Source organism: Staphylococcus sp. Marseille-Q1834 (assembly GCF_916858875.1).
In the GTDB taxonomy this organism is placed as follows: Bacteria; Bacillota; Bacilli; order Staphylococcales; family Staphylococcaceae; genus Staphylococcus; species Staphylococcus pragensis.
Map to the genome: position 1 here is coordinate 620,851 of NZ_CAKASN010000001.1, position 21,478 is coordinate 642,328.

Below are 21,478 nucleotides of genomic sequence, written 5' to 3' on the forward strand. Positions count from 1 at the left end.
TCTATTTTAAGTTATAAACTGATATTTAAAAAGGTACAATTTATTTATAAAATTAGGGGCCAGTTTACTATGTCTAATAAACAAAAATTATATATTTCACTTTATGAAAAGTTAAAAAACCAAATTATCGAGGGTCAGTATCAAGCCAATGATAAATTCCCATCTAAACGCCAATTAAGTGAACACTTATCTTTAAGTCATACTACTATAGAACACGCCTATCAACTTTTGTTAGATGAGGGATTTATATATTCAAAACCACGTTCAGGTTATTATGTTTCAGATATTCAAGCCCTTCCTATCGTTAATACAAATGACTTTCAAATAAATACTGACAAAGAAGAATACATCGAATCTCACTATCAATATGCTTTTAATTTAGCTGAAATTGATGCAGAATATTTTCCTCTTCATTTATTTAGAAAATATGCTAAAGAAGTATTTGAAGATAATCAATTAGCGCTTTTAGATAAGGGCGATATACAAGGAGAGTTGTCATTAAGACAACAAATCGCTCATTACTTATTTAATAGTCGTGGCGTGTCTTCTCATCCTAAACAAATCATTATAGGTTCTTCGACAGAACAACTATTAAATATGGTCACAGAATTATTGAAAGATTCCTCATTTATTATAGAAAAGCCAAGTTATCCTCCTATTAAACAAGTATTAGATAAGAAAAATCATGATTATATCCAAGCTACAGTAGAAAAAGATGGCATAAACACTAATCAAGTTATTCATTCAAATAATGATATATTATATATTACACCTTCTCATCAATTTCCAACTGGCTATGTGATGAATTTAAAAAAAAGAACCCAACTGATTAAATGGGCACATCAAAAAGAAGAACATTATATTATTGAAGACGACTATGATTCAGAATTTAGATACTATGGTAAACCTATACCTGCTCTACAAAGTTTAGATAAAAACGAAAAAGTCATTTATATTAGTACATTTTCAAAATCATTATTTCCAAGTTGTCGTATTGCTTATCTTGTACTTCCAAATAAATTATTACAAAGATATTATGACATGCCACATAAAGAAAGTAATACGGTTCCCGTTCATATTCAACACATTATAGCTAATTTCATGGCTTCAGGTAGCTTTGAGCGACATTTAAATAAAATGAGAAGAATATATCGGGAGAAACTAGATTATATACTTAAACGTTTAAAACCATATAACGATCAACTACTCGTAGAAGGTGCGCTTACGGGGATGCATTTTACTATCAAAGTTATAAATGGTCTCACATTAAAAGAATGTATGGAAAATGCAGAACAATTAAGTTTAAAATTAAAAGTCTATCATTATGACAATATCGTACAAAAACATCCAAAATTTATATTAGGTTTTGGAGGTATACCAAACGACGAATTAGAAACACATACAAACGCATTAATAAAAGCATTAACTATATAAGAAAAGAAAGGTGAAGTACGAATCATTTTAATTACTGATTTGTGCTTCACCCTTCTTTTAGACATAAAAAAAGAGACCTTGCGGTCTCGATATTGGCTCATCGCATCCATACGATTTAATTGCCTGGCAACGTCCTACTCTAGCGGAACGTAAATCCAACTACCATCGGCGCTAAGGAGCTTAACTTCTGTGTTCGGCATGGGAACAGGTGTGACCTCCTTGCCATTGTCACCAGACAAGTGAATGATTATACATTCAAAACTAGATAGTAAGTAAAGATTTTGCGTCGCAAAACTTTGAAAAAATTGATTAAGTCTTCGATCGATTAGTATTCGTCAGCTCCACGTGTCGCCACGCTTCCACCTCGAACCTATTAACCTCATCATCTTTGAGGGATCTTATAACCGAAGTTGGGAAATCTCATCTTGAGGGGGGCTTCATGCTTAGATGCTTTCAGCACTTATCCCGTCCATACATAGCTACCCAGCTATGCCGTTGGCACGACAACTGGTACACCAGAGGTATGTCCATCCCGGTCCTCTCGTACTAAGGACAGCTCCTCTCAAATTTCCTACGCCCACGACGGATAGGGACCGAACTGTCTCACGACGTTCTGAACCCAGCTCGCGTACCGCTTTAATGGGCGAACAGCCCAACCCTTGGGACCGACTACAGCCCCAGGATGCGATGAGCCGACATCGAGGTGCCAAACCTCCCCGTCGATGTGAACTCTTGGGGGAGATAAGCCTGTTATCCCCGGGGTAGCTTTTATCCGTTGAGCGATGGCCCTTCCATGCGGAACCACCGGATCACTAAGTCCGTCTTTCGACCCTGCTCGACTTGTAGGTCTCGCAGTCAAGCTCCCTTATGCCTTTACACTCTATGAATGATTTCCAACCATTCTGAGGGAACCTTTGAGCGCCTCCGTTACCTTTTAGGAGGCGACCGCCCCAGTCAAACTGCCCGCCTGACACTGTCTCCCACCACGATAAGTGGTGCGGGTTAGAAAGCCAACACAGCTAGGGTAGTATCCCACCAGCGCCTCCACGTAAGCTAGCGCTCACGCTTCAAAGGCTCCTACCTATCCTGTACAAGCTGTGCCGAATTTCAATATCAGGCTACAGTAAAGCTCCACGGGGTCTTTCCGTCCTGTCGCGGGTAACCTGCATCTTCACAGGTACTATGATTTCACCGAGTCTCTCGTTGAGACAGTGCCCAAATCGTTACGCCTTTCGTGCGGGTCGGAACTTACCCGACAAGGAATTTCGCTACCTTAGGACCGTTATAGTTACGGCCGCCGTTTACTGGGGCTTCGATTCGTAGCTTCGCAGAAGCTAACCACTCCTCTTAACCTTCCAGCACCGGGCAGGCGTCAGCCCCTATACATCACCTTACGGTTTAGCAGAGACCTGTGTTTTTGATAAACAGTCGCTTGGGCCTATTCACTGCGGCTCTTCTGGGCTTGCACCCTAAAGAGCACCCCTTCTCCCGAAGTTACGGGGTCATTTTGCCGAGTTCCTTAACGAGAGTTCGCTCGCTCACCTTAGAATTCTCATCTTGACTACCTGTGTCGGTTTGCGGTACGGGCACCTATTATCTATCTAGAGGCTTTTCTCGGCAGTGTGAAATCAACGACTCGAGGAAACAATTTCCTCTCCCCATCACAGCTCAATCTTAAGAGTGCCGGATTTGCCTAACACTCAATCTCACTGCTTGGACGTGCACTCCAACAGCACGCTTCGCCTATCCTACTGCGTCCCCCCATCGATTAAAACGATGTTAGGTGGTACAGGAATATCAACCTGTTATCCATCGCCTACGCCTGTCGGCCTCAGCTTAGGACCCGACTAACCCAGAGCGGACGAGCCTTCCTCTGGAAACCTTAGTCAATCGGTGGACGGGATTCTCACCCGTCTTTCGCTACTCACACCGGCATTCTCACTTCTAAGCGCTCCACATGTCCTTGCGATCATGCTTCAACGCCCTTAGAACGCTCTCCTACCATTGTCCAAAGGACAATCCACAGCTTCGGTAATATGTTTAGCCCCGGTACATTTTCGGCGCAGTGTCACTCGACTAGTGAGCTATTACGCACTCTTTAAATGATGGCTGCTTCTAAGCCAACATCCTAGTTGTCTGGGCAACGCCACATCCTTTTCCACTTAACATATATTTTGGGACCTTAGCTGGTGGTCTGGGCTGTTTCCCTTTCGAACACGGACCTTATCACCCATGTTCTGACTCCCAAGTTAAATTAATTGGCATTCGGAGTTTGTCTGAATTCGGTAACCCGAGAGGGGCCCCTCGTCCAAACAGTGCTCTACCTCCAATAATCATCACTTGAGGCTAGCCCTAAAGCTATTTCGGAGAGAACCAGCTATCTCCAAGTTCGATTGGAATTTCTCCGCTACCCACAGTTCATCCGCTCACTTTTCAACGTAAGTCGGTTCGGTCCTCCATTCAGTGTTACCTGAACTTCAACCTGACCATGGGTAGATCACCTGGTTTCGGGTCTACGACCAAATACTAAACGCCCTATTCAGACTCGCTTTCGCTACGGCTCCACATTTCCTGCTTAACCTTGCATCAGATCGTAACTCGCCGGTTCATTCTACAAAAGGCACGCCATCACCCATTAACGGGCTCTGACTACTTGTAAGCACACGGTTTCAAGTTCTCTTTCACTCCCCTTCCGGGGTACTTTTCACCTTTCCCTCACGGTACTGGTTCACTATCGGTCACTAGAGAGTATTTAGCCTTAGGAGATGGTCCTCCCAGATTCCGACGGAATTTCACGTGCTCCGTCGTACTCAGGATCCACTCAAGAGAGAATACGTTTTCAACTACAGGATTATTACCTTCTTTGATTCAACTTTCCAGATGATTCGTCTAACATATTCCTTTGTAACTCCGTATAGAGTGTCCTACAACCCCAATAAGCAAGCTTATTGGTTTGGGCTCTTCCCGTTTCGCTCGCCGCTACTCAGGGAATCGAATTTTCTTTCTCTTCCTCCGGGTACTAAGATGTTTCAGTTCTCCGGGTCTGCCTTCTGACAAGCTATGAATTCACTTGTCGATAACACGACATAACTCGTGTTGGGTTCCCCCATTCGGAAATCTCTGGATCAACGCTTACTTACAGCTACCCAAAGCATATCGTCGTTAGTAACGTCCTTCATCGGCTTCTAGTGCCAAGGCATCCACCGTGCGCCCTTAATAACTTAATCTAATATAGTTATTAATCTGTGAGTGTTCTTTCGAACACTAGCGATTATTTTTTATGAATTCAAGCTTATTTAAAACTCTATTCACTCGGTTTTGCTTGGTAAAATCTATTTACTTACTTATCTAGTTTTCAATGTACAATTTAAATTATTTAATGGTGGGCCTGAGTGGACTCGAACCACCGACCTCACGCTTATCAGGCGTGCGCTCTAACCAGCTGAGCTACAGGCCCATTAAATATATGAATGTAAAATAAACATTCAAAACTGAATACAATATGTCACGTTAATCCATCATCTCTAAGAGATGTTCCGAATATATCCTTAGAAAGGAGGTGATCCAGCCGCACCTTCCGATACGGCTACCTTGTTACGACTTCACCCCAATCATTTGTCCCACCTTCGACGGCTAGCTCCAAATGGTTACTCCACCGGCTTCGGGTGTTACAAACTCTCGTGGTGTGACGGGCGGTGTGTACAAGACCCGGGAACGTATTCACCGTAGCATGCTGATCTACGATTACTAGCGATTCCAGCTTCATGTAGTCGAGTTGCAGACTACAATCCGAACTGAGAACAACTTTATGGGATTTGCTTGACCTCGCGGTTTCGCTACCCTTTGTATTGTCCATTGTAGCACGTGTGTAGCCCAAATCATAAGGGGCATGATGATTTGACGTCATCCCCACCTTCCTCCGGTTTGTCACCGGCAGTCAACTTAGAGTGCCCAACTAAATGATGGCAACTAAGCTTAAGGGTTGCGCTCGTTGCGGGACTTAACCCAACATCTCACGACACGAGCTGACGACAACCATGCACCACCTGTCACTTTGTCCCCCGAAGGGGAAAGCTCTATCTCTAGAGTTGTCAAAGGATGTCAAGATTTGGTAAGGTTCTTCGCGTTGCTTCGAATTAAACCACATGCTCCACCGCTTGTGCGGGTCCCCGTCAATTCCTTTGAGTTTCAACCTTGCGGTCGTACTCCCCAGGCGGAGTGCTTAATGCGTTAGCTGCAGCACTAAGGGGCGGAAACCCCCTAACACTTAGCACTCATCGTTTACGGCGTGGACTACCAGGGTATCTAATCCTGTTTGATCCCCACGCTTTCGCACATCAGCGTCAGTTACAGACCAGAAAGTCGCCTTCGCCACTGGTGTTCCTCCATATCTCTGCGCATTTCACCGCTACACATGGAATTCCACTTTCCTCTTCTGCACTCAAGTTTTCCAGTTTCCAATGACCCTCCACGGTTGAGCCGTGGGCTTTCACATCAGACTTAAAAAACCGCCTACGCGCGCTTTACGCCCAATAATTCCGGATAACGCTTGCCACCTACGTATTACCGCGGCTGCTGGCACGTAGTTAGCCGTGGCTTTCTGATTAGGTACCGTCAAGACGTGCACAGTTACTTACACGTATGTTCTTCCCTAATAACAGAGTTTTACGATCCGAAGACCTTCATCACTCACGCGGCGTTGCTCCGTCAGGCTTTCGCCCATTGCGGAAGATTCCCTACTGCTGCCTCCCGTAGGAGTCTGGACCGTGTCTCAGTTCCAGTGTGGCCGATCACCCTCTCAGGTCGGCTACGTATCGTCGCCTTGGTAAGCCGTTACCTTACCAACTAGCTAATACGGCGCGGGTCCATCTATAAGTGATAGCAAAACCATCTTTCACTTTTGAACCATGCGGTTCAAAATATTATCCGGTATTAGCCCCGGTTTCCCGGAGTTATCCCAGTCTTATAGGTAGGTTACCCACGTGTTACTCACCCGTCCGCCGCTAACGTCAGAGGAGCAAGCTCCTCGTCTGTTCGCTCGACTTGCATGTATTAGGCACGCCGCCAGCGTTCATCCTGAGCCAGGATCAAACTCTCCATAAAAAATTTATGATGTTTGATTAGCTCATAAAACTAAATAGTGTTTGTAACTTAAAGTTACATTTATTGGAATTAACGTTGACATATTGTCATTCAGTTTTCAATGTTCATTTCTTTAACACAAGAATTAATTATACTCGCTATTGGCATAAAAGTCAACAACTTTTTTAAAATTCTTGGAATATTTGCCACAAAAAAAGACCAAATGGTCAAATGTGGTTGCCTGGCAACGTCCTACTCTAGCGGAACGTAAATCCAACTACCATCGGCGCTAAGGAGCTTAACTTCTGTGTTCGGCATGGGAACAGGTGTGACCTCCTTGCCATTGTCACCAGACAAGTGAATGATTATACATTCAAAACTAGATAGTAAGTAAAGATTTTGCGTCGCAAAACTTTGAAAAAATTGATTAAGTCTTCGATCGATTAGTATTCGTCAGCTCCACGTGTCGCCACGCTTCCACCTCGAACCTATTAACCTCATCATCTTTGAGGGATCTTATAACCGAAGTTGGGAAATCTCATCTTGAGGGGGGCTTCATGCTTAGATGCTTTCAGCACTTATCCCGTCCATACATAGCTACCCAGCTATGCCGTTGGCACGACAACTGGTACACCAGAGGTATGTCCATCCCGGTCCTCTCGTACTAAGGACAGCTCCTCTCAAATTTCCTACGCCCACGACGGATAGGGACCGAACTGTCTCACGACGTTCTGAACCCAGCTCGCGTACCGCTTTAATGGGCGAACAGCCCAACCCTTGGGACCGACTACAGCCCCAGGATGCGATGAGCCGACATCGAGGTGCCAAACCTCCCCGTCGATGTGAACTCTTGGGGGAGATAAGCCTGTTATCCCCGGGGTAGCTTTTATCCGTTGAGCGATGGCCCTTCCATGCGGAACCACCGGATCACTAAGTCCGTCTTTCGACCCTGCTCGACTTGTAGGTCTCGCAGTCAAGCTCCCTTATGCCTTTACACTCTATGAATGATTTCCAACCATTCTGAGGGAACCTTTGAGCGCCTCCGTTACCTTTTAGGAGGCGACCGCCCCAGTCAAACTGCCCGCCTGACACTGTCTCCCACCACGATAAGTGGTGCGGGTTAGAAAGCCAACACAGCTAGGGTAGTATCCCACCAGCGCCTCCACGTAAGCTAGCGCTCACGCTTCAAAGGCTCCTACCTATCCTGTACAAGCTGTGCCGAATTTCAATATCAGGCTACAGTAAAGCTCCACGGGGTCTTTCCGTCCTGTCGCGGGTAACCTGCATCTTCACAGGTACTATGATTTCACCGAGTCTCTCGTTGAGACAGTGCCCAAATCGTTACGCCTTTCGTGCGGGTCGGAACTTACCCGACAAGGAATTTCGCTACCTTAGGACCGTTATAGTTACGGCCGCCGTTTACTGGGGCTTCGATTCGTAGCTTCGCAGAAGCTAACCACTCCTCTTAACCTTCCAGCACCGGGCAGGCGTCAGCCCCTATACATCACCTTACGGTTTAGCAGAGACCTGTGTTTTTGATAAACAGTCGCTTGGGCCTATTCACTGCGGCTCTTCTGGGCTTGCACCCTAAAGAGCACCCCTTCTCCCGAAGTTACGGGGTCATTTTGCCGAGTTCCTTAACGAGAGTTCGCTCGCTCACCTTAGAATTCTCATCTTGACTACCTGTGTCGGTTTGCGGTACGGGCACCTATTATCTATCTAGAGGCTTTTCTCGGCAGTGTGAAATCAACGACTCGAGGAAACAATTTCCTCTCCCCATCACAGCTCAATCTTAAGAGTGCCGGATTTGCCTAACACTCAATCTCACTGCTTGGACGTGCACTCCAACAGCACGCTTCGCCTATCCTACTGCGTCCCCCCATCGATTAAAACGATGTTAGGTGGTACAGGAATATCAACCTGTTATCCATCGCCTACGCCTGTCGGCCTCAGCTTAGGACCCGACTAACCCAGAGCGGACGAGCCTTCCTCTGGAAACCTTAGTCAATCGGTGGACGGGATTCTCACCCGTCTTTCGCTACTCACACCGGCATTCTCACTTCTAAGCGCTCCACATGTCCTTGCGATCATGCTTCAACGCCCTTAGAACGCTCTCCTACCATTGTCCAAAGGACAATCCACAGCTTCGGTAATATGTTTAGCCCCGGTACATTTTCGGCGCAGTGTCACTCGACTAGTGAGCTATTACGCACTCTTTAAATGATGGCTGCTTCTAAGCCAACATCCTAGTTGTCTGGGCAACGCCACATCCTTTTCCACTTAACATATATTTTGGGACCTTAGCTGGTGGTCTGGGCTGTTTCCCTTTCGAACACGGACCTTATCACCCATGTTCTGACTCCCAAGTTAAATTAATTGGCATTCGGAGTTTGTCTGAATTCGGTAACCCGAGAGGGGCCCCTCGTCCAAACAGTGCTCTACCTCCAATAATCATCACTTGAGGCTAGCCCTAAAGCTATTTCGGAGAGAACCAGCTATCTCCAAGTTCGATTGGAATTTCTCCGCTACCCACAGTTCATCCGCTCACTTTTCAACGTAAGTCGGTTCGGTCCTCCATTCAGTGTTACCTGAACTTCAACCTGACCATGGGTAGATCACCTGGTTTCGGGTCTACGACCAAATACTAAACGCCCTATTCAGACTCGCTTTCGCTACGGCTCCACATTTCCTGCTTAACCTTGCATCAGATCGTAACTCGCCGGTTCATTCTACAAAAGGCACGCCATCACCCATTAACGGGCTCTGACTACTTGTAAGCACACGGTTTCAAGTTCTCTTTCACTCCCCTTCCGGGGTACTTTTCACCTTTCCCTCACGGTACTGGTTCACTATCGGTCACTAGAGAGTATTTAGCCTTAGGAGATGGTCCTCCCAGATTCCGACGGAATTTCACGTGCTCCGTCGTACTCAGGATCCACTCAAGAGAGAATACGTTTTCAACTACAGGATTATTACCTTCTTTGATTCAACTTTCCAGATGATTCGTCTAACATATTCCTTTGTAACTCCGTATAGAGTGTCCTACAACCCCAATAAGCAAGCTTATTGGTTTGGGCTCTTCCCGTTTCGCTCGCCGCTACTCAGGGAATCGAATTTTCTTTCTCTTCCTCCGGGTACTAAGATGTTTCAGTTCTCCGGGTCTGCCTTCTGACAAGCTATGAATTCACTTGTCGATAACACGACATAACTCGTGCTGGGTTCCCCCATTCGGAAATCTCTGGATCAACGCTTACTTACAGCTACCCAAAGCATATCGTCGTTAGTAACGTCCTTCATCGGCTTCTAGTGCCAAGGCATCCACCGTGCGCCCTTAATAACTTAATCTAAATATAGTTATTAATCTGTGAGTGTTCTTTCGAACACTAGCGATTATTTTTTATGAATTCAAGCTTATTTAAAACTCTATTCACTCGGTTTTGCTTGGTAAAATCTATTTACTTACTTATCTAGTTTTCAATGTACAATTTAAATTATTTAGTCAATCGTTTTCATACTTCTTCGTTATCACAAATTTAAATGCTCATTTACGAAAGTAAACTGCGCTTTAAATTCATTCAACTCATTGTCTGAGAAACGATTTCTTTAAATAATATTTTCAACAATCACAATTAAATATTATATCAAATTATAATGTTTAATGCAATCATCATTTAATTTGAATGTTTGAAATAAACATTCAAAACTGAATACAATATGTCACGTTAATTCATCATCTCTACGAGATGTTCCGAATATATCCTTAGAAAGGAGGTGATCCAGCCGCACCTTCCGATACGGCTACCTTGTTACGACTTCACCCCAATCATTTGTCCCACCTTCGACGGCTAGCTCCAAATGGTTACTCCACCGGCTTCGGGTGTTACAAACTCTCGTGGTGTGACGGGCGGTGTGTACAAGACCCGGGAACGTATTCACCGTAGCATGCTGATCTACGATTACTAGCGATTCCAGCTTCATGTAGTCGAGTTGCAGACTACAATCCGAACTGAGAACAACTTTATGGGATTTGCTTGACCTCGCGGTTTCGCTACCCTTTGTATTGTCCATTGTAGCACGTGTGTAGCCCAAATCATAAGGGGCATGATGATTTGACGTCATCCCCACCTTCCTCCGGTTTGTCACCGGCAGTCAACTTAGAGTGCCCAACTAAATGATGGCAACTAAGCTTAAGGGTTGCGCTCGTTGCGGGACTTAACCCAACATCTCACGACACGAGCTGACGACAACCATGCACCACCTGTCACTTTGTCCCCCGAAGGGGAAAGCTCTATCTCTAGAGTTGTCAAAGGATGTCAAGATTTGGTAAGGTTCTTCGCGTTGCTTCGAATTAAACCACATGCTCCACCGCTTGTGCGGGTCCCCGTCAATTCCTTTGAGTTTCAACCTTGCGGTCGTACTCCCCAGGCGGAGTGCTTAATGCGTTAGCTGCAGCACTAAGGGGCGGAAACCCCCTAACACTTAGCACTCATCGTTTACGGCGTGGACTACCAGGGTATCTAATCCTGTTTGATCCCCACGCTTTCGCACATCAGCGTCAGTTACAGACCAGAAAGTCGCCTTCGCCACTGGTGTTCCTCCATATCTCTGCGCATTTCACCGCTACACATGGAATTCCACTTTCCTCTTCTGCACTCAAGTTTTCCAGTTTCCAATGACCCTCCACGGTTGAGCCGTGGGCTTTCACATCAGACTTAAAAAACCGCCTACGCGCGCTTTACGCCCAATAATTCCGGATAACGCTTGCCACCTACGTATTACCGCGGCTGCTGGCACGTAGTTAGCCGTGGCTTTCTGATTAGGTACCGTCAAGACGTGCACAGTTACTTACACGTATGTTCTTCCCTAATAACAGAGTTTTACGACCCGAAGACCTTCATCACTCACGCGGCGTTCCTCCGTCAGGCTTTCGCCCATTGCGGAAGATTCCCTACTGCCGCCTCCCGCAGGAGTCTGGACCGTGTCTCAGTTCCAGTGTGGCCGATCACCCTCTCAGGTCGGCTACGTATCGTCGCCTTGGTAAGCCGTTACCTTACCAACTAGCTAATACGGCGCGGGTCCATCTATAAGTGATAGCAAAACCATCTTTCACTTTTGAACCATGCGGTTCAAAATATTATCCGGTATTAGCCCCGGTTTCCCGGAGTTATCCCAGTCTTATAGGTAGGTTACCCACGTGTTACTCACCCGTCCGCCGCTAACGTCAGAGGAGCAAGCTCCTCGTCTGTTCGCTCGACTTGCATGTATTAGGCACGCCGCCAGCGTTCATCCTGAGCCAGGATCAAACTCTCCATAAAAAATTTATGATGTTTGATTAGCTCATAAAACTAAATAGTGTTTGTAACTTAAAGTTACATTTATTGGAATTAACGTTGACATATTGTCATTCAGTTTTCAATGTTCATTTTAGAAAATTTATAAATGGTGGAGACTAGCGGGATCGAACCGCTGACCTCCTGCGTGCAAAGCAGGCGCTCTCCCAGCTGAGCTAAGCCCCCATATTATTTAAGAAGTCGGGAAGACAGGATTCGAACCTGCGACCCCTTGGTCCCAAACCAAGTGCTCTACCAAGCTGAGCTACTTCCCGTATTTAATTAAATAAGGTTTGAATTTTAAATGGCGCGCCCGATAGGAGTCGAACCCATAACCTCTTGATCCGTAGTCAAACGCTCTATCCAGTTGAGCTACGGGCGCTATATTTAAAAAGATGGTGCCGAGGACCGGAATCGAACCGGTACGGTGATCTCTCACCGCAGGATTTTAAGTCCTGTGCGTCTGCCAGTTCCGCCACCCCGGCAAAAAATGGAGCGGAAGACGGGATTCGAACCCGCGACCCCCACCTTGGCAAGGTGGTGTTCTACCACTGAACTACTTCCGCATGTGGCTATTAAAATAATCGTATGAGCCATAGAGGATTCGAACCTCTGACCCTCTGATTAAAAGTCAGATGCTCTACCAACTGAGCTAATGGCTCAAAGATGGTGCCGGCCAGAGGACTTGAACCCCCAACCTACTGATTACAAGTCAGTTGCTCTACCAATTGAGCTAGGCCGGCTGTATTATTGAAATGGTGGAGAATGACGGGATCGAACCGCCGACCCTCTGCTTGTAAGGCAGATGCTCTCCCAGCTGAGCTAATTCTCCGACTTAGTAAGCCTGGCAACGTCCTACTCTAGCGGAATGTAAATCCAACTACCATCGGCGCTAAGGAGCTTAACTTCTGTGTTCGGCATGGGAACAGGTGTGACCTCCTTGCCATTGTCACCAGACAACAACTTACTCAATCAATTATACTATCGATTATTTCAACTTTCAATAGTTAATTTTACACTTTGTTAAAATTTCTTTTACAAGCGTTTTACAAAATTAACTTTCGTTTTTGACGACTTTTATATCATATAACATTTAAATGATAATGTCAATAACTTTTTTTGATTTTTTTAATTAGTTTTGTAAGCACTAACTAATTTGTTCTGTTTTTCGAGAACACTCATAATATATTAGCACATCATCTGCTCTGTGACTACTCTTTTTTTCTATAATTTTCAATGAATTTTTCACTCTTTTTTACTTTTGATATTATTATTGAATTTTGATCTTTTTTAATATTTTTTTAACATTGTGCTAACATCTTTTCAATTCCTCAACATGCTTTACCATATTAACTTGAACATACGTCTTCTAAATAAAAAAACGCTATCTACTAGACTGTAGATAGCGTCGAAATTTTTACTGTTTATTATTTTTGTCTCATGTAAGGGAATAATAATACGTCTCTGATAGATGGTGAGTCTGTTAATAACATAACTAAACGGTCAATACCAATACCTAATCCACCTGTTGGAGGCATACCATATTCTAATGCTTCGATGTAGTCTTCATCCATTTCATGCGCTTCATCATTACCTTGTTCTTTCTCAACAAGTTGAGCTTCGAAACGTTGACGTTGATCAATAGGATCATTTAACTCAGTAAATGCATTTGCATGCTCTCTACCTACGATGAATAACTCGAAACGATCAGTGAATCTTGGATCTTCAGGATTTTTCTTAGCTAATGGAGAGATTTCAATTGGGTGGCCATAAATAAATGTTGGTTGAATTAATGTTTCTTCTACTTTTTGTTCGAAGAATTCATTTAAGATATGACCGTATTTCATATTATCTGTAATTTCAATACCATGTTCTTTAGCTAAAGCTTTAGCTTCGTCATCAGTTTTAACTTGATAGAAATCTACACCTGTAGCTTCTTTAACAGCATCTACAATGTGCAAACGAGTCCAAGAAGATTCTAAATCTATTTCTTCCCCATTATATTGAACTTTTGCTGAACCTAGAACTTCTTGCGCAATATGTCTAACCATTGATTCAGTTAAATCCATGATATCATGATAGTCAGCGTATGCTTCATATAATTCAATCATAGTAAATTCTGGGTTATGGCGTGTTGATACACCTTCGTTACGGAAGACACGACCAATTTCGTAAATTTTCTCAAGTCCACCAACAATTAAACGTTTTAAGTGTAGTTCAATCGCAATACGCATATATAATGTAGCGTCTAATGCGTTATGGTGTGTAACGAAAGGACGTGCAGCAGCACCACCAGCGATTTGATGCATCATTGGTGTTTCAACTTCTAAGTAACCTCTTTGATTTAAATAGTTTCTCATTTCTTGAATAATTTTACTACGATTGATAAATGTACGTGTACTTTCTTCGTTAGTAATTAAATCTAAATAACGTTGACGGTATCTTTGTTCGATATCTTGTAAACCATGGAATTTATCAGGTAATGGTCTTAACGCTTTTGATAATAATGTAAATGATTTAGCTTTAACTGATAATTCACCTGTATTTGTTTTGAACATTACACCTTCAATACCAACGATATCGCCTAAGTCAGCACTTTTCCAAAGGTTATCAAAGTCTTCTTCTCCAATTTGGTCTTTACGCACGTAAATTTGGATTTGGCCTGTTAAATCTTGAACATGTGCAAATCCAGCTTTACCTTTACCACGTTTTGTCATTAAGCGACCAGCAATTGAAACGTGGCTATCGTCTTCTTTATCATGTAATTCTTCTTTAGAGAATTGATCCCATTGTTCTTTTAATTCGCTCGCTGTAGCCGTACGTTCAAAACGTTTACCAAATGGATCGATTCCTAAATCGATTAATTCTTGTAGTTTTTGACGACGGACCTGCATTTGGTCATTCATTTCTTCTGACATAACTTTCTCTCCTTTAGCTTCATTATTCTTGCCAATCATTCCATATATTCATATTGAAATCCTTACAAGCAAGATATCTATCAATTTTTGTTCAGTATTAGCTTGGTTTAATGTTTCGTATGCTTTACTGTTAACTTTTCACGTTTAAGGTACTAAGATGCAGGTTTAAGCATTTTCATTTCACCATTTTCATCTTTTAATTTTACTAAACGATGGAAAGGTAATAAAGCATTTTCTCATTTATCCATACCCGAACCCTTTCCTAATCATAACCTCTTAATCTTTATACTTCTTAACGGTATCGTCAGCCATAACTAACTCGCCAATCGTTTGATGAGAGCGAGGTTCAACTTTATTTGGAGCTATATCATTTAAAGGTATTAATACAAAGGCACGTTCATTCATGCGAGGATGCGGAATACTTAAATCCTCTTCTTCGACTACCTCGTCGCCATATAATAAAATGTCGACATCTAATGTTCTAGGGCCCCAACGAATGTCTCTAACTCTATGCAAATGTTGTTCTGTTTCTAAACAACGTTGAAGAAGTGCTTGAGAGGATAATTCTGTGTTGATTTCTATGCATAAATTTAGAAAATTAGGTTGATCCGTATAGCCGACTGGTGCGGTTTCATAGATTGGGGAAGTTTGAACTACATCGATTCCTTCAGTACTATCAATTAGTCGAATGGCTTCTTGTAATTGCTGTTCTCTATCTCCAATATTACTTCCTAAACCTAAATATGCTTGTACCATTTAACGATTCTCCCTCACTATCTCTATCCCTACACCATCATAATGTCCTGGTATAGGTGGGTTCTCTTTAGTGATTCTGACTTTCGTTTCCATTACACGATTATAGTGTGAATTTATACGTTTTGCAATACGTTCAGCTAGATGCTCAATTAAATTGCAAGGTGGTCCTTCTACAATCTCTTTTACATCTTCGAATACTTCGCCATAGTGTACTGTATCAGTAACATCATCGGATTTACCCGCTTCAGCTAAGTCTACTTTTAATGTCACATCGACTACGAAGATTTGTCCTATTTCATTCTCTGCAGAAAGCGCACCGTGATATCCATAAAAACGCATGCCTTTAAGAAAGATTATGTCGTTCATCTTCATTCTCCTTTAAGAAGTTCATACTTTGACCTAAGCGTGCATTAAGTTGAACATTATGCACGCGTACAGCTTTAACGCCTTTCATTATACCATAGGCCGTAGTAGCAGCCGTCGCTTCATCTCGTTCTAGTGCTTTCGTTTCTGTACCTATCATTTCTTTAATGAATCGTTTACGGCTTGTCGCTAATAAAATAGGATATTCTGTCGCTACTAGCTCATCTAATCGCGCCATCACTTCGTTTTCTTCTTCACGCGTTTTCGCGAAGCCAATACCTGGGTCTAACCAAATTTTATGTTGAGGAATACCAGCCATTTCAGCCTTGTTTGCCTGTGTCATTAAAGATAACAGCATTTCCTCTACTACAGGTTGCTCACGGTGTCCATCGCCATTGTGCATTAATACAATTTCCGCGTCGTATTCAGCAACTTTATCAATAATTTTAGGATCGTATAATCCAGCCCATTGGTCGTTAATCATCGTTGCGCCAAGTTTCAAGCAAGCTTCGGCTACTTCACTACGATACGTATCCACTGATATTTGCACACCTAGAGGTACTAATTTTTCTACCACAGGTACCACACGGTCTAATTCTTCTTCAAGTGGCACTTCAGTGTAGCCTGGTCTTGTAGATACGCCCCCTACATCTATTATATCTACGCCTTCTTCAATCATTTCTTTGGCACGTGCCAAGGCGTTTTCTACTGAGTTGTATTTTCCTCCATCAGAGAATGAGTCAGGCGTCACATTTAAGATGCCCATAATTTTTGTTTTCGTCATTATTGTCACCCTTCGCTTTTTTGAAAATGAAAACGTAACTCTACGGCCACGTTTCAATTTTTTATTCACTTTTAATGATACACTCATTTGAACAACATTGCAGTGTTCGTAATTGAGGAATTAGTTTAAAACGAGTACGTGTATTGCAGTGCCTTTTCAAAAATAAAAAAAGCTAGCAAAGCAATGAAGCTTCACTAGCGTATCAATAGCGACGTCTAATTAGTCGTCGAATGAATATAATGGTGTTGATAGGTAACGTTCACCGTTACTTGGTAATACAGTTACAACTGTTTTACCTTTACCTAATTCTTTAGCTTTTTGGATAGCTGCGTAGATTGCTGCGCCTGAAGAAATACCTGCTAAGATACCTTCTTCTTTAGCGACGCGACGAGCTGTTTCCATTGCAGTGTCGTTACCCACTTTAATGATGCTTTCGTAAATCTCTGTGTTTAACGTGTCTGGTACGAAACCTGCACCTAAACCTTGTAATTTATGTGGACCAGGTTCGCCACCGCTTAATACTGGTGAAGCTTCTGGTTCGATTGCAACGATTTCGATGTTAGGATATTTTTCTTTTAATACTTTACCTACACCAGATAATGTACCACCTGTACCTACACCTGCTAAGAATGCATCGATTTGTTTACCTTCGAATTGTTCAACAAGTTCTGGACCAGTTGTTAACGCGTGTACTTCTGGGTTAGCTGGGTTCTCGAATTGTTGTGGTTCAAAGTAACCATGTTCTTCTTTTAATTCTTTGGCTTTTTTAATAGCACCTTTCATAGCTTCTGATCCTGGTGTTAATACTAATTCAGCACCGTAAGCTTTTAATAGGTTACGACGTTCTGAACTCATTGTTTCAGGCATTGTAAATACTGCTTTATAACCTTTAGCAGCACATACGAAAGCTAATCCAATACCAGTGTTACCACTTGTAGGTTCTACGATTGTATCGCCAGGTTTAATTTTGCCTTCTTTTTCAGCTTTTTCGATCATAGCTAATGCGATACGGTCTTTAACTGAACCACCTGGATTTTGATATTCTAATTTTACATAAACATCTGCTACATCTTCGTCTACTACGTTTCTTAATTTTACTACCGGTGTATTGCCAATGATTTGTGTAATATTATCTACTGGTTTTTGTGCCATTGAAAAAACGCTCCTTTAACATTCTAATTTAAAACTTAGTTTTTCTATCGGATATAGTTATATTCTATCAGAATTTTCTAAAAAGACAAAGAGAATTATTTTTACGCGACTAAAAATGTTACTTTTTTCTTATATATAAGAAGTTTACCACAAACTCATTTTAATAAACTCAGAAGGTTTTTAGAGGAAGTTTGTGGAACTGTAAATTAAAGTATAGCGTCTATAAGTGTTTCTTAAAGTTTAGCAACTTATTATTTCATTGAAGCAAGTAATTCTTCTAATTCACCTTCAGAATATTGGTATTTATTACCACAGAAGTGACATATTGCTTCAGCGCCGTGGTCTTCTTCAACCATGCTTTGAATTTCTGCTTCTCCTAATCCTTTAATTGCGTTTAAGAATTTCTCGTGACTGCAGTTACATTCAAATTGCGCATCCATTGTTTCTAAGATTTGAACATTATCTTCTCCAAGAATTTCATTTAAGATGCCTTCTGGTGTTAAACCTTGTTCGATTAATTTAGAAACAGGTTGCATGTTATTAATCGCTTCTTCTAATTTAGTAACTGTTTCATCTTTTGCACCAGGCATTACTTGAATGATGAAGCCGCCTGCTGCTTTAATTGAATTATCTGGATTAACTAATACACCTAATCCTACTGATGATGGTGTTTGTTCACTCGTAGCAAAGTAATATGTGAAATCTTCACCTAATTCACCAGACACAATTGGACTTGCCCCTGAGAAATAGTCTTTCATACCTACATCTTTGACAACTTGAATTGAACCATCTGTTCCCACTGCACGTCTGACATCTAATTTACCTTGTGCATTAAGTGGGAAATGTGTTTGAGGGTGATCTACATATGCACGTACGTTACCTTGTGCATCCGCATCAGCAATGATACGTCCAATTGGCCCTTTACCATCTACTGTTACTGTTAGTTTTTGATCGCCTTTTAACATTGCTCCCATTAATAAAGTGGCTGTCATTGTTCTTCCCATTGCAGCTGAAGCTGTTGGCCATGTATAATGACGTGTTTGACCTTCTTGGACAGATTCAGTAGTTAAAGCGGCATACGCACGAATTTCTCCATCGAAAGCTAATGATTTTACGATATAATCATGTGTCATTTATTTATCTCCTTTATTGCAGTTTATATTTTTATATTACTTATTTTTTTGAAAATTAAAAACCAAAGTGTCAATTTCTTTAAGGACATTTATTCTACACTGGTTTAATAAGAATATGAAGTAACTTGCTTTATGCTCATTATTCCAAACGATATGACGTATTAAAAAATCTCTTTCAACTAAGGCGCGTACCTTAGTGAAAGAGATTGTAATCTTTGAAGCATGTATTTATCTATTTAGGATCATTTGGATTATACGGTTTGTCGATATTCGGTGATTGTTCGTAGCCTGTATCATCCTCGTCGTCTGAACGTTTACGAGAACCTGAATGATGTTCTTCATGAGCATCATCACGGTAGCGATCCTGTTCATCACGATAAGGTCTACCTTCACGTTGACGATGTCTACGCTCGTTATTAATGTCACGGTGTTCTTTACGGTCTTCCTCTTCTTTTTCACGACCTTCGTCTAATTGTTCTTTGCGAATGTCATCATAAGATTTACCGTATTTACCTTGACTGAATTCTGAATCGTCATCATCTTTTACAACGCGAGCAGCATCGTAATCAACTTCAGGTAATACACCATCATAGAATAATGAACGAATTTGTTCAGCTACTAATGTTTCTTCAGTTAATAATGTCTTAGCAATCAGTTTTAATTGCTCTTCATGTTCTAATAAGATTTGTTTACAACGTTCATATTGTTCTTTAATGATACGTTGTACTTCTTTATCAATTTCATAAGCAATTTGACCAGAGTAGTTAGGTTCACCTTGCATATCTTTACCTAAGAATACTTGGCCGCCACCGCTTGATGAGAATTGTAATGGTCCAAGTTTTTCACTCATACCATATTCAGTAACCATAGAGCGCGCAATTTGAGTCGCACGTTCAAAGTCATTAGAAGCACCTGTAGATACTTCATGGAAGTTAATATCCTCAGATACACGTCCACCTAATAATCCACAAATCTTATCTAATAATTCTGGTTCTGTCATTAAGAAGCGATCTTGCTTAGGTAACATCATTGCATAACCACCGGCTTGACCACGAGGTACAATCGTTACTTTATGCACGACTTCTGCTTCATCAAGTACCATACCAATAACTGTGTGACCAGCTTCGTGGTGTGCTACAATATTACGTTCTTTATCAGAGATAACACGTGATTTCTTCGCTGGACCAGCAATAACGCGGTCTGTAGCTTCTTCAATATCACGCATATCAATTTTATTTTTACCTTCACGCGCTGCGATTAATGATGCTTCGTTTAGTAAGTTCTCTAAGTCGGCACCTGAGAATCCTGGCGTTCTTTGAGAAATCGCTTTTAAATCCACCGTTTCATCAAGTGGTTTATTCTTAGCGTGAACATGTAAGATCGCTTCACGACCTTTAACATCTGGACGACCAACTTGAATTTGTCTATCGAAACGACCTGGACGTAATAACGCAGGGTCTAGGATATCTGGACGGTTAGTTGCAGCAATCATGATAATACCTTCATTTTCACCGAAGCCATCCATTTCAACTAATAATTGGTTAAGTGTTTGTTCACGTTCATCATGTCCGCCACCAACACCAGCGCCACGTTGACGACCAACAGCATCAATTTCATCGATGAAAATGATACATGGTGCATTTTTCTTAGCATTTTCGAATAAATCACGTACACGACTTGCACCTACACCGACGAACATTTCAACGAAATCAGAACCACTGATTGAGAAGAAAGGCGCGCCCGCTTCACCTGCAACGGCACGTGCTAATAATGTTTTACCTGTACCTGGAGGGCCAACTAATAAGACCCCTTTAGGTATTCTTGAACCCATTTGTTTGAATTTTTTATTATCTTTTAAGAAGTCAACAATCTCGATTAATTCTTGTTTTTCTTCATCTGCCCCAGCAACATCAGTGAAACGAACACGACGTTTTTGGTTGTCGTACATTTTTGCTTTAGATTTACCAAAGTTCATCATACGACCGCCACCGCCGCCACCTTGTGCTTGGCTAAGGAAGAAGATAAATAATAAAGCAATAACTAATACTGGAATGAGTGTAGTCAACATGCTGACAAATACACTTTGTTTTTCTTCTTCTTTAACGTTAAAATCTAGTCCTTTTTGACTGCGTGCTTCATCTGTAATTTTCTGTAAGTCTTTATCGTTATTGTATAAAATCGTTGAAGAATAGTCTTCATTATTTTTCGTTTTACCACTTACCAAGTACACATTTTGCTCAGGTTGGATTTGTAAGGATTTAAGGTCACCTTTATCCAATTTTTCTACAAATTGTGAATAGGAAAGTTGTTTCGGCTGAGTGCCATTCCCATTTATGTATGAGAAGATGCCGAATAGAATAACGCCAATCATTGCGATAACTAGCACATTGCGAAAAGCTTTCTGCATGCGTCATTTCCTCCTATTTCTATAATAAAGCTAACAAAAATTGTAACACAACACTTCTGTTGAAGGCTAGCATTTCAACTTTTGTAGCACTTTTCTATTTTTCAATTTCCCAATATCAT

Annotated in this window: 8 protein-coding genes, 9 tRNA genes and 7 rRNA genes; 1 reads left to right on the plus strand and 23 read right to left on the minus strand. The window is 42.0% G+C overall.

Features of this window, described 5'->3' with window-relative positions:
- Window positions 1-69: 69 nt before the first annotated feature.
- Complete coding sequence (locus LIX58_RS03180) at window positions 70-1,434, plus strand: PLP-dependent aminotransferase family protein (RefSeq protein ID WP_126566068.1); 1,365 nt, start codon at window positions 70-72, stop codon at window positions 1,432-1,434.
- Between the two features lie 121 nt (window positions 1,435-1,555).
- Here the strand turns inward: LIX58_RS03180 and rrf (LIX58_RS03185) are convergent.
- The 23 genes from rrf (LIX58_RS03185) to ftsH form a co-directional block, all read right to left on the minus strand.
- A 5S ribosomal RNA gene (gene rrf, locus LIX58_RS03185) occupies window positions 1,556-1,670 on the minus strand.
- Between the two features lie 69 nt (window positions 1,671-1,739).
- Window positions 1,740-4,661 (minus strand): 23S ribosomal RNA (locus LIX58_RS03190).
- A gap of 153 nt (window positions 4,662-4,814) precedes the next feature.
- Window positions 4,815-4,891: transfer RNA gene (locus tag LIX58_RS03195), tRNA-Ile, on the minus strand.
- A gap of 95 nt (window positions 4,892-4,986) precedes the next feature.
- Window positions 4,987-6,537, minus strand: a 16S ribosomal RNA gene (locus LIX58_RS03200).
- 218 nt (window positions 6,538-6,755) lie between these two features.
- Window positions 6,756-6,870: ribosomal RNA gene (gene rrf / locus LIX58_RS03205) — 5S ribosomal RNA — on the minus strand.
- 69 nt (window positions 6,871-6,939) lie between these two features.
- A 23S ribosomal RNA gene (locus tag LIX58_RS03210) occupies window positions 6,940-9,861 on the minus strand.
- Window positions 9,862-10,280: 419 nt separating this feature from the next.
- Window positions 10,281-11,831: ribosomal RNA gene (locus LIX58_RS03215) — 16S ribosomal RNA — on the minus strand.
- A gap of 125 nt (window positions 11,832-11,956) precedes the next feature.
- Window positions 11,957-12,032: transfer RNA gene (locus tag LIX58_RS03220), tRNA-Ala, on the minus strand.
- Window positions 12,033-12,047: 15 nt separating this feature from the next.
- A tRNA-Pro gene (locus LIX58_RS03225) sits at window positions 12,048-12,121 on the minus strand.
- 30 nt (window positions 12,122-12,151) lie between these two features.
- Window positions 12,152-12,228, minus strand: a tRNA-Arg gene (locus LIX58_RS03230).
- A gap of 14 nt (window positions 12,229-12,242) precedes the next feature.
- Window positions 12,243-12,331: transfer RNA gene (locus LIX58_RS03235), tRNA-Leu, on the minus strand.
- 6 nt (window positions 12,332-12,337) lie between these two features.
- Window positions 12,338-12,412, minus strand: a tRNA-Gly gene (locus LIX58_RS03240).
- Between the two features lie 23 nt (window positions 12,413-12,435).
- Window positions 12,436-12,508: transfer RNA gene (locus LIX58_RS03245), tRNA-Lys, on the minus strand.
- 5 nt (window positions 12,509-12,513) lie between these two features.
- A tRNA-Thr gene (locus tag LIX58_RS03250) sits at window positions 12,514-12,589 on the minus strand.
- A 13-nt stretch (window positions 12,590-12,602) separates the two neighbouring features.
- A tRNA-Val gene (locus LIX58_RS03255) sits at window positions 12,603-12,678 on the minus strand.
- A 10-nt stretch (window positions 12,679-12,688) separates the two neighbouring features.
- Window positions 12,689-12,803: ribosomal RNA gene (gene rrf / locus LIX58_RS03260) — 5S ribosomal RNA — on the minus strand.
- The 16S, 23S and 5S rRNA genes sit together here with 9 tRNA genes alongside, the layout of an rRNA operon.
- Window positions 12,804-13,273: 470 nt before the next feature.
- A complete protein-coding gene (lysS, locus tag LIX58_RS03265; protein WP_126566309.1) occupies window positions 13,274-14,764 on the minus strand; it encodes a lysine--tRNA ligase in 1,491 nt (496 codons plus the stop codon).
- Window positions 14,765-15,040: 276 nt separating this feature from the next.
- Window positions 15,041-15,520: a 2-amino-4-hydroxy-6-hydroxymethyldihydropteridine diphosphokinase gene (folK, locus tag LIX58_RS03270; RefSeq protein ID WP_126566307.1), complete on the minus strand. Its 480-nt coding sequence runs from the start codon at window positions 15,518-15,520 to the stop codon at window positions 15,041-15,043.
- On the minus strand, window positions 15,521-15,886 hold the full coding sequence (gene folB, locus LIX58_RS03275; protein ID WP_126566305.1) for a dihydroneopterin aldolase: 366 nt from the start codon (window positions 15,884-15,886) through the stop codon (window positions 15,521-15,523).
- A complete protein-coding gene (gene folP, locus LIX58_RS03280; protein WP_154838395.1) occupies window positions 15,864-16,667 on the minus strand; it encodes a dihydropteroate synthase in 804 nt (267 codons plus the stop codon). The genes folB and folP overlap by 23 nt, the downstream gene beginning before the upstream one ends.
- 219 nt (window positions 16,668-16,886) lie before the next feature.
- On the minus strand, window positions 16,887-17,819 hold the full coding sequence (gene cysK, locus LIX58_RS03285) for a cysteine synthase A (protein WP_154838396.1): 933 nt from the start codon (window positions 17,817-17,819) through the stop codon (window positions 16,887-16,889).
- Window positions 17,820-18,070: 251 nt separating this feature from the next.
- Window positions 18,071-18,952, minus strand: a complete 882-nt coding sequence (hslO, locus tag LIX58_RS03290; protein ID WP_226386073.1) for an Hsp33 family molecular chaperone HslO — start codon at window positions 18,950-18,952, stop codon at window positions 18,071-18,073.
- Window positions 18,953-19,184: 232 nt separating this feature from the next.
- Complete coding sequence (gene ftsH / locus LIX58_RS03295; RefSeq protein ID WP_126566300.1) at window positions 19,185-21,359, minus strand: ATP-dependent zinc metalloprotease FtsH; 2,175 nt, start codon at window positions 21,357-21,359, stop codon at window positions 19,185-19,187.
- Between the last annotated feature and the right edge of the window lie 119 nt (window positions 21,360-21,478).